The sequence below is a fragment of the Vibrio sp. 10N.261.55.F4 genome, assembly GCF_041470465.1.
Classification (GTDB): Bacteria; Pseudomonadota; Gammaproteobacteria; order Enterobacterales; family Vibrionaceae; genus Vibrio; species Vibrio crassostreae_C.
In genome coordinates this window covers 51,800-67,757 of sequence record NZ_JBFRMM010000006.1, presented here as the reverse complement: position 1 = coordinate 67,757, position 15,958 = coordinate 51,800, and the positions used below count along the sequence as shown (strand labels likewise).

Genomic DNA, 15,958 nt, shown 5'->3' with positions numbered 1-15,958 from the left:
TTTATAATAGTTCCGTAAGATTAATGTCTTGATAAATTACTGACATTAATACCGTTTTATCTGAGTTATGAGATCGGCAATGACGGGTTAGGTTGACCCGTTTGACTTCTGGTAGCCAACCACTAAACACGACTTCTTTACAATACTGATCCACAAACTCAGCCTCGCGCAAAAAAATCTTTTGGCTCCATGTTTCATCAACACACGTCAGTTGGAAATAATCATCCGGTTGATCGCACTGAGGGTTACTTTTATACGTGATTACAATGCCTTCACTTGGGGAGTTAACAACAGCGGCAGCAACACCTTGCTCTTTTTGACTAACGACATTGTAATCTGATTTGCTTGGCGCTTGAGTATCTAGATTCGGCAGCGAAATCACAGGTTCGGAGCTCGCATCAAAGTCGTGAGCAGAAGAATAATCACTCAGATCTACTTTAACCGCTTTTTCATTATTCCCGCTCTTTAACTCATTGAGTTGCTGAAAATTGAGCTGAGCCCGAGAATAATAAAGAGCAACATCACTTTGTACGCTACCGTTTATTTTGTATGGAAGCCAAATATGAGGCAAAGGAACACCAAGTGGCTCTCTCTTTGTTTTACTTCCAGCCTTAAATGGACTCAATTCGGTTTGAAGTAATTCTGTATATGTTTCGCCTTCGTTAGGCCAATCAGCAACCACTACCTCAACTTCTTCTGCAGTAAGACCAAAAACACGGGCACAAGCATATTCGTTCAACACACCCTCGTAGACTTTTTTACCGTCTTGGTACAACTGAAACGCTTCCCCTGACAGAAATGCTTCGGAGTCTTCATCATATAAGCTGATATCGACCGATCTTTGAGGCGAGGACTTAGTGCTTTGATAGAGCGATAGATCGATATCAGAAAAGCGTCCGTCGTTTTGAATTTGGATTTCTCTCCAAACTTCTAATTGCCAAACGACATAAACGTAACCACGATCAATCGATACATACCCTGAATCACCTTTATGAACAGGAACCACCGGCACCAACACGTTATCCCACTCATCCATCTGAGTCACTTTATCAACGGGTTGCAGGTCTTCGGTTAATTTAAGCAAAATCGGCTGAGGCTGGTCAGAACAAGGAATTTTGATATAGAGCGTTTTCCCCTCTACTTCAAGATCTTTAAATGTCGCGAGGCTTCGGTGTTTATTTTCTCGATCTGGCTTACCTACCGTCACTTTTTCTTTTTGAGTATCGGTAGTTCCTAACATCAGACAGCCAGCATTACTCGACCACTGCCCTGCAAACTCGACAACGATTTTATGTTCTGGGGAAGGTTCAACCGGCGAGAAGCTGTAGTGGCGTGCCAAAGGTACATCATCGACAACTTGCTGGTAGTTGGCTTTATGAGTGCGGTCTGAACTGCTATTACTCAGCTTGTCGACATGTAACTTCAGTCGGGGAAAGCTTGCTAGTTGCTTACTCGTTAATGAACTGCGCCTCACATTGGAAGAAAGACAAACCCAGTTCGCTTTTACAAGTTCTACTCGAATAGCGTTGAGCAGGCTGTGGACATTTTTTTTAGCCGACGCAGTAATCTGCTGAAGCAAGGTGCTTGGTAATTGAGCCAAGATGTCTTTAGGGGTGCGCACACGCGAAAATAGCCCGATACACTCATCCGGTGTTAAGACATATTGAAGGTCGTTCGTACTGAGAGACGAACTAGATATAAATTTGCAAACTAAGTGCATTTGGATTCTCCACAACCTACAGGTATATATAGTTGCGGTGATAACTAAGCTGATAAGGCTTAAAAAACGATTTGGTTAAATAAATTCTACGCGTAATGGTTATAAATTTCAATAGATTAGAAGGAGTATCGTCAAAAACCATAACACTAGCAATAAAGCTAATTAAACAGGATAAATAGTCATTTCGTCTGACCAACTAAAAAGGCAAATTAATTTGAACGGATGTCACATAATAATCATTTCATTGCGTACTTAAGTAAATACTAACTAGACCAAACACACATATCTGGTGGAAGCATTTCATCGATTTAGAAAGTTATATTAAGCATTTTCTCATCTGTAAAAGAGAAAAAAGTGGGAATAAATTCCCACATAAACTTAGCCAATATAAATAGGATTTATTTTGGAACACTAAATTGGCTTAAAAGGGTGGTACTAAAGTACCAAAATGCAGAACACCACATCAAATAACGATGTGATATAAACACTATATATATTATGCATTTAATATCAAGATGGCACTTTTATAGAGATAACACCAAAAACTACTATGCAAAATATCTATGCAATTGCCATTCTGATTGCATCACCAGTTATATTAGTTATCTGACTGAAAATATGACTAAATAATGAGACAGGAAAAACAAAATAATTTTAATTTCAATGACTCAGCATCACTAAACTAATCAATATTGGGCACTGGTATACAATAATTTTCTTAATAAAATTGAGGGTAATAAAAATGATTAAGTCCACTGTGCATAATCAAATTCCTACAACCTGAGATACATTTGCAAAAAAGGTCTGCCGAATAGGCAGACCTTTGTCTAATCTTCCATATAACGATTAGCGTTACGCTGCTAGTTTTGTGCCCTTGTCGTAAATAAGCAGTTGTCGTAATAAACTTGGCACTACGACCACTGCAGCGTTCACATCCTTATTTAATGTAAATGTAGATTCAACCAAAGTAGCATCGGCTCCAAGTGCATTGGCACCATGTAGTGACACCGTCACAGACCCACCTTCGATTGGATCAAGAGTCAGTTCATATTGCCAAACTCCGTTTTCACTAACCAGCACATCAGCATCTGAAACTTTAACTCCCCCACTGTCTGTGACACTTAGGCTCAACTTATCACCTTCAGAAAAACGAACCGTAGTACCATCGAGAATCAATGTGGGTGACTCTGATTCGTTAACATCGTTACCGCTGTTGATCGCAGAGATGCTAATAGTTGGCGTAATCGGCAGCGAATGTGTGCTGTCTTGCGCCCCCACGTTACCCAATAAGTCTTGGTAATCTTTCACCACCAAATCCACCGTCAAATCAGACGACGTCGCGACTAATACATCGACATTGCCCGTCCACACGCTGGCGTCCGCACTCTGCGTCAGCGAGATGACCGTACCACCTAACTCGGCACTGGCCGCTTGCAGCGCTTTATCGAACTTAAGACTGACCGATACGCTCTGAGCTATCGCTTGGTGTTTTGGGTTAAACGTCACGCTCGTTAACGTCGGTACCGCTTGCGCGAGCGTAAAGCTTGCGCTTTCGCTTACTTGCACGCCTGCAGCGTTGGTGTCCGTCACAATAACGGTGTAGCTGCCGTTCGGTTGATCGCTGATGTCCACCGTACTGCTCCAAGCCCCACCGCTTGCTACGGTCGTAACGCCATTTTTCAATACCGTCTCATTGTCTTGCGCTTTCACTGCCAGGCGAAGCTCTTGACCATCAAAACGGGTCGAGGTGCCTGAGAAGGCCAAGTTCGCGGCATTGCTGCCGTCCACACTGCCCACCGGTGTGATGTCCAACGTTGGCGTGATAGGCAGCGAGTGTGTGCTGTCTTGCGTGCCCACATTACCCACTAGGTCTTTGTATTGCTCTGTAATCAAAGCCACTGTTAATTCATTAGTATCAGGCACTCGAACGTTACCCTTCCAAACTTTCTTATCAGCCGTAGCAGTTAGTGAGTTGATTTGATTACCACCAAGCATGGCCGTTACTTCTTGTAATTCCTTATCAAATTCAAGGGCTACTTGTACATCTTTGCCTACTTGCTGATGCACTGGATCAAATGTCACGCTAGACAGGGTTGGTAACACACCCTCAATCCCCAAAACCAAACTATCCCCTGTACCGGGGATAGTATTTACGCTTTCGTAACTATTATCACCGACTCGTATGGTTATGTTTTTGTTCTGTTTTTCAAGCGTTATGTAATTGACCGACCAAGTTATATTGTCTGTTGTACTCCATGATGCTTACTTCAACTCGCCTGTATCATTGCCATCACTTGCTTAAATCTCTACATCTGAAAATTCAAATTGATTAACCTCTTCAGTGAAGGTAAACAAAAGTGGAATTTCAACGCCACCAGCCAAAGGCATTGATGCTGCCGTTGATATTGTTAGCTCTGGAATACTTGCTGCTTCAACTTTTGTATTTAGTGACTTCTCGGTCTGGTGTTCAACTAAATCGTCTGCCGTTACATTTATTAGATAATCGCCAGGAGATAAAAGATAACGTATCAAGTAAGGGTCACCGCCTTTGGTCGGTTCTTCAATTGATTGTGGGTTTACCGGGGCATCGGTACCGTTTTCCGCAGTAGAACCAACACTGCTTAGATTTTTATCGAAGACGTATGCTCTTACATCCAAATAATATAGCCCTTCCTCTGGAATCATCGAATCCTGAGTACTGGTGATACTTGAAATGACCGGTGCTTGGTAATCAACAATGGATGCGATGCCTTCAGCATCGTAAGTCTTGTTGAGCACATTAAAGTCAATAATAACTCGCCCGATAGAATCGGTTACGGTTACTTTTTGCATATACTCAGCTTGAGCATCGATATCAAAAGTCATCGTATCTGAAGCTGTTGAAGAGGCTATTTTCCCAGAAAACTTAATCGTGTTACCTGAAACTGGAACCAAATCTATAGCATAGGAAGCAGCCTTTACATCCTCTCCCTCTTCAGAGGTAATGGTGAACGCTTGGCTATCATTAGTAAAAGCAAGCTTACCCCCTTGTAAACTCGTTATTCCATCAAAAGCCAAATCAATAGTTGGTATCCTAATGTCAATATCAATCGTCTTATTTTGAGTCCAACCTACATTGTCAGTTGCTTCGACATTGACTCGTATCGAATTCAACTCTTCTAACTCAGTTTTTGGAAGATCAAAATAAAGGTGTGAATTGTCGCCAATGTCATCTTTATCAAATACATATTTAGGATTAACTATTGTGTACTTAACCTTTGCTATACCGCTACCTTCATCCCACACAGAAAACTGAAATCTAACTAAGCTAGAATCATCCGGAGATTCATTGAGGGATACAGTGTCGTCAACATTTGGTAGGCTATTATCGACCATTACGCTGACTTCATCGCTTATAGACTCTCCCCATACATCAATAATTTGAATTTTAGGCTTGATAAATTGACCATCTAGTTTGTCATCTAATGGCGCGGTAAACGTCGAGCAAGAATAGTCATCCTCACACTTAGTGAAAGGGCCAAAGTTCTCTGGGTTATCATTCAAATTATATGACGCACCATCTAGAGTTGCGACGACATTTTCAAGATCAGAATTTTGTCCAACCTTCACCTTGAATTTCATTTCAAGGGTCTCACCTCGAATAATAGTATCTTCAGCAGGGCTGGTAATAGCGATTTCTAAATCGCCTTGGGCTGGAAGCAATAATTCTAACGCATGATCCGAACCTAAGTTTCCGGCGACATCAGACAAGTTCTTAATCGTGTATAAGTGCTGTAACGCCCCAGGAGAGAGGATATCGGCATACAACTCTCTATACGTACATGTCGTTATACCCAATTTAGAGCTACAACTATTTGGTTCAAAAGACACATTTAATCGATTTCTTACCAATAACGGTTCGTTACCATCACTAATATCCACACCAGAAAGATTGTCTTTGAAGCTCAATGTTAAGCTCAGAACTTTCTTACCTTCGGCGTTCAAACCAACGTCATTGCCAGTAAATTGATATGTGTCTTGTTCAACCGTAGGGGCATCGATATCCATCATATTAAAGCTGAATTTATTGACTGTTTCAGTATCATTCGTTCCTACTGTTTTCGTTATCAAAACCACAGGTGAAACAGACATATTCACATCAGTTGTAATGCTACACTTATAATTTTCTTGAGGATTAGTTATAACACCTGAATAAGCATTGTTCGAACCATCTTCCGGCACACCGTCTGAGGTGTAATTCTCTCTAACCCAACATTCTAATGTTTTTGCTTTTACCTCACCCGCAGGGCCAAATTCAACATTAAGGGTACTTCCCGATATATGACTTTGGAAGTCAGTCGGTTTTACGATTGACAGAGCAACACCTTGACGTTGCACATTGATACTTTCTGACCGTTCGGAAACAGGCCTTTCTTGTTCAGAGCTATAGCGAACGTTATTATATACTTTGAATTCCAACTGATAGGCACCATCTTCCGTTAGATCTGCCTCTGTCAACCTAGCTTCCCAAAGGCCACCTTTCTGAGAAAATGAGATATTGTTGGTTTGTTCCCCATATTTATAAGTACCTTCAACTAGCGGGATCCCGCTCTCATCTTCAGCATCAATACTTATAATTACAGGTTCAACACGAGTAATTTGTATCTGGCCACCAGAAGAAACTGGCGTGCCATCTTCATATGCGAAAGTAACCGAGTTAATAGTGGGCTTTGAGTTTTGAACTTTAACCACATAATCTATGCTTGTCGTATTCCCTCTAATGTCGGAACCACCTAATCTGATAGTGCGAATCGCACTATCACCATCGTTTTCACCTCTTAAAGGAATCTTCATATCTTCACCAACTAAGGTGCTTGCATCAGAGGGGTTTTCTTTGAAAGTCCAATACTCTAATGTTTCATTGTTAACACCGTCTGATGATGGTGTTCCCCTATCATTTAAATCTTGGGCTGAAAGATTGAATACATAATCACCAAGATAGAAACTTTCCGGATCAAACGCATTTAACTTTAGTGATGGGCCTTCACGATCTAGCAGAACAGTTCTAATTTCTGTTTCAGATTCAAACCCATATTCGTCTAGGGCTTTGAGGTACAGGTTAGCCTTTCTGTCTTCGCCAATCACTATAGTGTCACTTTGCGTTTCTGTAATTTCGATATCAAAGGGCTGCGTTGGATCTTTGGGGTCAATTGAACGTATTGCAGCGTTTTGACCTTGTTGCCAAAGTTCAACCTTAGATACATCAGAGTCGTCAGATACTGATGTAAGCTTTACAGTAAATGCGGTACCAAGAACATAGCTTTCACCTGAATTAGTGTCTAAAACCCAAGGGTCAGCTAATTCAATTACTGGTCCCTTGTTGTCGACCAAGAATTCAAATTCACCACTGTGTGTTCCCGATGGAAAAGAACTGTCTGTTGCTGTTACGTAGAAGAAGTTTTTCTCATTATATTTAAATGCCTCCGCAACTAGTCTCACCTCTACGTTAGGCTGCATGCCTAATAGATACGGCTCAGTACTCTCTTCAGGTTCTGTTTCGTAATGTTGCAAAGTGAAACGCCTGCCAGACTCTGACTTCATATCGACTTCAACCAAACTCCCTGGACTCAAGCTCCAAGTAATATCAGGTACCCAGCTAGTATTACCACCTAAGTGGTTAATAATTTTAGATCCGTTTACTACCGGACCTTTTGAATCAAGTAATACACTAAATTGAGGGGCATTGGTCGTCTGGCGGTTAACTATATTAGACAGATTGTCTTCAGCATTAACATACACCACCCAATTACCATCTTCTGGACTAATAATATTACCTTGACTGCTACATTTGTCTCCAGAGCATAGTTTTACCTTAAAATGATCCTCTGTATTACTTGAAAAATGTGAGTTAGCGTCATAATCATTAGTAACACCGGTTGCCGAGTTGTAGAAAGTGAGCCCTCGCTCGTCCAATTTGTCTCCTACAATATCGTCAATGTTGAAAGTGAGTTCTTGAACATAATTGGTGTTCAAATAGACATTTTCGTCAATCGGATCACCATTACCATCGCTCGGGGGAATATAAGTCGCTAAAGGATAATCATTATCCACATACAAAGTTTCCGTATGTGGTTCCTCTCCATTGTAACCATAGCTATTTCCATGCTCATCCATTGCACTGGTCACAAGTGCAAACTCGACAATCCCTTTGAGATTTGAAGACTCGGTATTAAGGGTAAATAAATACTCTTTTTTATAATTATCACCACCTGACTCTCGAATATTCAGATCAATTGGGATTTCCGTATTCGGTTCAGTTTTCTTATACCACACTGTAACAAATAATGGCTGACTGCCTTCTTCCACGACAATGCCTGACGGATCTTCCAAAATAATCCGTGAATCTAAAACACCAGCAACGTACCGTTTATTTCCAACCCATGTTTCTCGGCCATTTTCGATACTTAGCGAAGGTTGAGGCGGTGATTTATCAATACTTTCGCCATCACCGTCTATAATCTGTTCGCCATCGAGGCTTGGGTTCGCCATTGATATCTGATCGGCGTATCGCTGAGCTAGGTTAGCTGCTACACCATACTTTTCAGTCATAATGTTATAGTATGATTGCGCTAAGTCATTACGGTAAGACTTTGAGCTAAATTCATATGAATCTAGAACTATTTTTTCACCCCCACTACCAATACCGTTAGCTTGGCCATCGTACTGCAAGTCATCATAGATAGCGGAAGCAAAATCAACAGAGTTACTTAGTAGCATATTGTTTATTTGGGTAATGTCATAAATCGCTTCTACTAAAAACCGATGAATATAATTATTAGGCAGTTTTTCCGGAATAGCACCTTTCAATATTTCATTCGTTGCATACGAAACGATCGTTGGGTCGAAACCAAAGAATGAATCGCTTCCACCAGCGAGAGCATATTGTACGTCGTCTAAAATTCGTGCGGCATTCTCAGGAGTCTTATTTCCCGCTTCAACTTGATTCCATTGAGAGTCAAACAGTCCGGTTTGGTATGTTGCAAGTTCAGTAATATAAAAAGTCTTAGAACCATTAAGTTTAAAATAGGCTCCTATATTAGCGCTATTTAAGTTCACTTGTTCTGATTGTGTGCCTGGATCACTCTCCCACTTGTAGTAATGCGGTTGCGTATTACTATCAATACCGATTAATCTAACTCGCATAAAGTCGTAGTTAACTACATCGGTTGTTGTTTCACATCCAGCAACATCGAGTGCTTTATTAGTTCCATTACTTTCTAGGTGTTGAATCGTGGTGCATCTTCCTAGCGACGTGAACTCTCCCTTCGAGTTTAATCCCTCCAATTGAACACTAGCTCCGATAAATGGAGTAACGATCGTCATTGTCGGCAAGTCGAAGCTACTACGAAAATAAACTTCTTGCTCAGCACTTTCATTTTCAGACTCGTCAATAGTTTGAATCACTAGTTTTTGACTGCTGTTCTCGGACGTCGAAGCGAAGTTGTCACCAAGTATTTCTTTTACAAAAGGAACATAATAGATAACCTCATTTACGTGTCCTTCAGTATCAGAGATAGTTTCGTGGGGTATGTTAGCGGCAGAGGCTACGGTATCGGTTACCTTCTGAAGCACGTAGTTATTATCATTGTTTGCGCTTACTAAATACTTAACAACTAGCTTAAGTTTGTCGGCACTAGATCCTAACCCCATATCCCCGTTGCCATCTGAGACTCTGACACGAACATATGGAATTTTGTTATCTTTGAGGTCGTTGACATTAAAGTCACTAAAATCGACATCGGGAATTGAGTTTAAAATCCCCTTGCTCGCGTAAATGTAATCAATCTTCAAATAATCACGAGTGGATTGAACCGTTTCTGATGTGTAGGTGTCTTGCGTATAAACATCTTCTTTAGTTACGCGTTCCCCATCAACACTAACGTTGACATAATTCATTGGAGCATTCTCTGGGTAGCTAATCACTTGCGCCGGCGCTTGATCATCACGAACGACTTCGTGAACTTCCTTACCAATATTCCCGTTGCTATCGGTGGCTTTAATTTCAAATGTTGTTATCGATACGAATTCATCGGTTGAATATCCCTTACTGAATTCACAGGCACTGCCTGACTCTAAAGTTATATGACCACAAGAAACGCTATCATCTAAACCGCCTTTAAATGAAACCGTTACCGAATCAATCTCTTGCGAGTCTTCTTTTACAGTGCCTTTAAGCACATACTCTTTTGCACTGTTGTTTATAGAACTAGCCGAGGTTACTTCAATTACCGGCGCATTGTTGTCCCATTCAAAGTTTACATAATGGCCAACATCTCGCCCTTGAACTAATTCGTTACCTAAGACGTCAGTCGTATAAAAAACCAAACGTGCCGCAGTTACATTTGAGAGTCCCGTATCCGAATCAACTTCTACCGCGTCAATGGCTTTTGTGTCTACACTTACTTTAATACTTGTTTCTCTAAGACCAGATTCAAAGCCGTCGAATTCCAAGAAACAAAACTCACTACCCGCAGTTTGTTCATCGTCACACTGACTCTCGAGAGACCAGACACCGTCCAGTTGGTATTCAAGGTACGCTGAGACACCTTGAACACCAATTTCATCATTGAGCTTAATATCCACTTTATCGAGGCTTACCAATACATCACTGTCTGTTCTAGACACTGTAGGCGCTTCGGTATCAATTTCGGTTTCGTCGCGAGGTGGGATCACACCGCCAGTACCGCTATTGGTGCCTTGGTCATTAATCTTACGGCTAAACTCAACATAGTCGTCTGCGTCTGTTCCTGAAATATTTAAGTTAGGATCATTGACGACAATTAGAACATGCTGTGCCAAATCGTGAGTGTAAATATCACTAGAGACTTTTTGTTGACCGAAGGTTAAAGGGGTTACCCCTCCCGACACAGTACTTATTTCCAGCCCATCAAGAAGACCATCGGCAATGACATCTCGATATTGGATATCAGCCAAATGCATCGATGTGTAAATATTACTCTGAGTATCACCGTATTTTTGAATTAGGTCGTACGAATAAGAAGAATAAGCGGTTAACAAAGCACCATATTGGTGACCGGATGTAGCAAAACTACTTTGACCACCTTTAGTAATGTCTATCGGAGTAGTTTCATTGACATCGAAATCATACATATCGTTAATGCTATTTAGTGATTCCGATATAGCAGTAGAGTCTGACACTCCCCTGCCTACTTTGTATTGAGTTAAGCCTGAAACGATGTTCGTCAAAGGGGTCAGCATTAAGTTTTGATCACGCCCTTCTTTGTAATTGAGCATGGCTTCTAAACGCAGTGTTTTGCCGTTACTGACAGACACTGTATTTTTCGTTAAGGGATCGGTATAACTGCCTTCTTTAGCTACGATGAAAAGTGGCATCGATGAAGATTCAAATTCAACCTTGTAGTCACCAAAAGCATCGGAAGTCGTACTTGCTAACTTCCTACCTAGGTTTCCATCCTTGTATTCAAACACCTCAATTTTCGCACCGCTCACAGGAGCGTCAAAAACGTTACCTGAGATGCTTCCGGTATTCCTTGCTGGCGGGGTGTTATCACCTCCGCCTTCCCCACCGCCACATGCGCTTAAGATAAGCGACGTAACAATAAGACCTAATGTTGATTTCAACGTATTTTTAGTGAACATAGTTTTCTGGCAGAGTATATTTTTCCGCGATTATATTATCGTCTAAGATTTTCTCAACATGACATAATAACTACTTATAAAGTACAGTTTAGCTAAATCAAAAGGTGAAACGTTTGTTTTTTATCTCTCTAAAAACACACCCTATACCTTTAGCTAGTCATTACGAAGGAATGAACTAAAATAACATGCAAAAAAAACAAATAAATATTATGATCTAATTCTTATTTTTATCCATTAACCGAATTTTATTGATAATTTATGTATTTGAAAATAAATAGCCATTTAAGTCGCCGTACCCTTTCCTTTGGCCTTTTGATGGTTTTTTTGATCGTTTCAACAGCCATATCGCTAAGCTACAATCATTCAAATACTGATAAAAAACAAGCACCTAAAATAGCCAAGCCCAAAAGCATTCATATTCCAACCCCAGCTCCGACATCTGAAATGGTTTCAGGGGTTGTGAAATACTCTTTTGTCAGTTCTATACTATCCTCTGGTTTGACGAACAATGAATTAAAATCACTATTGAGTCTATTAGGTGATAATTTTGACATTATTAAATCAGTTAACAACGGTGATAAGTTTTCAATAAAAACCCAACATGATGGTACAAAAACAGAATATGTCAGTGCTTTTTACTATTTAGGTAGTGATATAGAATTTTTTGCTATGAGAGGGGCGGATGATAATATCTACAACGAAAATGGATATAAAATAAACAATGACTATGTATTCCCTCTTGCTAAGCATTATCGAGTGAGTTCATCATTCGATTTAAACAGGAAACACCCTATAACGAATCGAATTGCACCTCATTTTGGAACGGATTACGCGACACCTATTGGCACAGAGATTCATTCGTTGTCCAACGGTGTCGTTTTGAAGTCTCGATATAACCGTTTCGCAGGTAACTACTTAACCATAAAACACACTGATGGAAACTATGCGCGCTACCTTCATCTTTCAGAAAGACATGTCTTAGCTGGGGAATACATCACTAAAGGTCAGATAATCGGTCTTACTGGGAATTCAGGCCGAACAACTGGACCTCACTTGCATTTAGAGCTTTCGGTTGCTGGAGTACCAGTTAACTGCGAACAATATATCAACGCAGACAAAAGCTACAACGACCAATTTATATACATTGCTCAAGCTGAACGTAAGCAGCTAATAAAAAGCCTAGCTCAATCTGTACAATCAAACCAACCTCCAACATAGAGTTCCCCTAGTAATATTCGATTTGCCTTTGAGGCAAACCAAGCAAATACTCGCATTATTTATCTCTGAATAGGAGACTCAGATAACGCGTTGTCTCACTAACTCATTTCAAGTTGTTAGCAGTTGAATCAAAGACTTAGCCGCATAAGTACTGCGTTCTAAATTGTAACTTAATAGTCAATTTCAATTGAACTCCCAAGAATCTTTGCGCAAATGTCTTTTTCTGTAGTTCTTCTAGGCGATATAGCGCTTTACACGCCCTATCGAACCCTTACAATGTGCAGCAAATATATTTATCAAGGTTTATCTCTATGTCTATTCAATGGTTTCCGGGTCAACTGAATTAAAATTCCAAGAACAACCAATAAATACCAAAATCAACACAAAATCAATCATTTAAATAGAGAAACCATCCCAGGACATTCCAGTAAATCCCACTCCAATTCAACATTTTGGTACCCCACCCGGTACCCCACCAGACTAGTTTGCTATACAATGGTCTCTATTTTCTCATCTATGTGATTATGATTATGGCTAAACGGATTACAGATACATCAATAAAAGCGCTCGTTATCAAAGACAAGGAATATACCTACACTGTTGAAGAGGGCTTACAGCTCCGTATTCGACCTAAACGCTCTAGTGCAGGAACTGGAACGAAAGCCTGGCAGTTTAAATATCGTCACCCTGTAACGCGAAAAGTAACCAAAATTTCGATGGGAACCTATCCTTCTTTACGACTGGCAGCCGCCAAATTAGAAGCAGCAGAGTATCGGAAACAAATTGCGGAAGGTTTAGACCCTAAGCGCCTTAAAGAAGATAAGAGAATTGAAGAGCTGCGTAAGCACAACGATAACTTTCTTGCTGTTGCAACGATGTGGTTTGAAAGAAAACGTAAATCTGTTAGCCCCTTTCATGCAGAACGAACCTGGAGAACATTGGAGAAATACGTATTCGACCATTTAGGCGCACTTCCCATAAGTGAGATCAGTCGACGTTATGCTATTGAAACACTGAGACCATTGGAAACCGACGGTAAACTATCAACTATTAAAAGAATTTGCCAAAGTCTAAATCAAATAATGGAATACGCTGTCGCAAGCGACGTCATAGCAGCTAATCCCCTAACAAAAATGATCCATTCGTTTGAGAAACACCAAGTTGAAAACATGCCCACTATACGCCCAGAGCTTTTAGGCGAATTTCTGTCTCGCTTGTCACAGAACGAAAACATCCAAGATAAAACCAAACTACTTCTACTGTGGCAGTTACATACCATCGCTCGCCCAAAAGAGGCGGCCAGAGCGCGCTGGAAGGATATTGATCTTAAAAATAATTGCTGGACTATACCTGCTGAAGAAATGAAGCGTAGGCGTGAACACAAAGTACCTCTAACCGAACAAGCAATAGATATTCTTAAATACATTAGAATTCAAAGTGAAAATAAGGAGTTCATCTTCCCGGGAGAACGAGACCCAAACAGTCATATAAGTATCTATACGGCCAATGCAGCTTTGAAGCGTAGTTTAGGGTTCAAAGATGAACTTGTAGCACATGGATTGAGGTCCATAGCTTCTACCGCGTTACATGAACAAGGGTACGATACGCTTCATATTGAGGCTTGCCTATCACACATGGACAAAAATACGACAAGAGCAAGTTATAACAGATCTGACTTTTTCGAAAAAAGGAAAGTGCTCATGCGCTGGTGGAGTGAGTATATAACGCAAGCGCATAGCAGCGATAGAATAACGTAAATGAGGTGGTTGAAATTTAATAACTCTAGTTAACTTTCGGGAGCACTCTCTATTTTAAAGAGGCCAAAACATAGAGAATAGCTGGAGTGACCCAACAACGTCTGCAGGTAAATTAAGCAACTATATAAGCGAGCTTAGGATGGTTCTGCCATATGGCAACTACTAATCTATGCCCGCAAACACATTTAATGTACGTAAAGAAAATGGGAAACAACTTCCTCTGAAAAACCAAAACTGTTTGAACGCTAGTCCAAAGGACAATAACTTAAGCAAACGAAACTAACGTGGGAAAATAATTCCGCACACCATTTTATTATGCCTTAAGGCTTGAGCGCAATGTTCAATATGCGTCCACACGTCAAATAGCATAGCATTAACAGGACAGAAACTCATGGTAGTACTTCTTGTTTCTTTGGCGAGAAGAGCATACCATTTTCAGCAGTTGGCTGCCTCTTCTACACCTTTTCATGAATGTCGCACTTATTATCTAAATCGGGTATAGAAGCTAGAAGACCAAGTGGATACCAAGAACACCGAACACAAATTATGGTAAAAAGAGACTTTGATTACTACCTATAAGTTACTGCACCGACAACTGCCATATTAAATAAATAATGGGTTGTCTCCAGTAAACAAAGAAAAACCGGCCTAAATTAGAACCTAAGTCTATTGAACACCCCACCAAAAATAAGTTCAATCAGTTAAGTGGAATGAGTCGTAGTCAATTCCACTTCTACTTGATAACCTCGTCAATGCAGAAAATTATATTATTATAACGTCATCTGATTCGCTTTAGACTTAAGTACTTTAATGCGATGGATAATTAACGTTCTCTTTTGTTTGTTTTTTATTTGTATATGACATAATTCAAGCGCAAGACCAAACACCATAGCAAAGTATACATAACCTTTATTAATATGAATTGCTAACCCTTCGGCCATCAACAATCCGCCTAAGAGAACCAAAAACAATAAAGCCAGTGTCTTAAACCCGGGATAACGCACAACCAAATTGTTTATTTTTTCCGCGGTCAAAATCATAAAAACAGCGGAAGTCAAAATAGCAGCTACCATAACAGGTATTTCAGACGTTAAACCAACAGCGGTTATAACTGAATCCATTGAAAAAACGGCATCTACCGCTACGATCTGAAGGAGTACTACAGCCAGTCCAGCCTTGGCACGAGTTGAGTAAGACGATGGTGTATGCTTCAACCATGACCAAAGTTCTTTACCACTTTTAACCAACAAGAATCCACCGCCCATAATCATAATTATATCTCGTCCGGTGAACGTTAAATCGGCTAAACTCAACAAAGGGTGAGTAAGAGACATCACCCAAGAAATAGAAAAGACCAAACCTATTCTGGTTAAAACGGCTAAACCGATCCCCAAATTACGTGCGGTTTTACGCTGCTCTACGGGAAGTCGCTCACACAGAACAGAAATGAAGACAACATTATCGACACCCAAAACGATTTCAAGAATCAGTAAGGTTGTAAATACTACCCAGATTTCGGGTTGTAGAAAGAGTTCTAACATTGTCTTGCCCTCTCAATAAAAGAAGACGATTGAATACAACGGCACCTAAAGGAGTCGTCCAT

At 40.4% G+C, this 15,958-nt stretch carries 6 protein-coding genes; 2 read left to right on the top strand and 4 right to left on the bottom strand.

Annotated features, from left to right (window positions below; translation table 11 throughout):
• Position 1: 1 nt before the first annotated feature.
• The 3 genes from AB4249_RS05325 to AB4249_RS05320 all read right to left on the bottom strand — a co-directional run bounded on the left by AB4249_RS05325 (position 2) and on the right by AB4249_RS05320 (position 11,380).
• Positions 2–1,720: a hypothetical protein gene (locus tag AB4249_RS05325; RefSeq protein WP_372102453.1), complete on the bottom strand. Its 1,719-nt coding sequence runs from the start codon at positions 1,718–1,720 to the stop codon at positions 2–4.
• Between the two features lie 852 nt (positions 1,721–2,572).
• A complete protein-coding gene (locus AB4249_RS21915; RefSeq protein ID WP_408063647.1) occupies positions 2,573–3,823 on the bottom strand; it encodes a tandem large repeat in 1,251 nt (416 codons plus the stop codon).
• 195 nt (positions 3,824–4,018) lie between these two features.
• On the bottom strand, positions 4,019–11,380 hold the full coding sequence (locus AB4249_RS05320; RefSeq protein ID WP_408063646.1) for a hypothetical protein: 7,362 nt from the start codon (positions 11,378–11,380) through the stop codon (positions 4,019–4,021).
• Between the two features lie 258 nt (positions 11,381–11,638).
• Between AB4249_RS05320 and AB4249_RS05315 the strand changes: the two genes are divergently transcribed.
• Together AB4249_RS05315 and AB4249_RS05310 are read left to right on the top strand one after the other, a co-directional pair.
• Complete coding sequence (locus tag AB4249_RS05315) at positions 11,639–12,598, top strand: peptidoglycan DD-metalloendopeptidase family protein (protein ID WP_372102451.1); 960 nt, start codon at positions 11,639–11,641, stop codon at positions 12,596–12,598.
• A gap of 530 nt (positions 12,599–13,128) precedes the next feature.
• Entirely contained in the window at positions 13,129–14,355 is a 1,227-nt protein-coding gene (locus AB4249_RS05310; RefSeq protein ID WP_086714117.1) for a tyrosine-type recombinase/integrase, read from the top strand.
• A 770-nt stretch (positions 14,356–15,125) separates the two neighbouring features.
• Here AB4249_RS05310 and AB4249_RS05305 read toward each other — a convergent pair.
• A complete protein-coding gene (locus tag AB4249_RS05305; RefSeq protein ID WP_086714118.1) occupies positions 15,126–15,896 on the bottom strand; it encodes a TerC family protein in 771 nt (256 codons plus the stop codon).
• Positions 15,897–15,958: the final 62 nt, after the last annotated feature.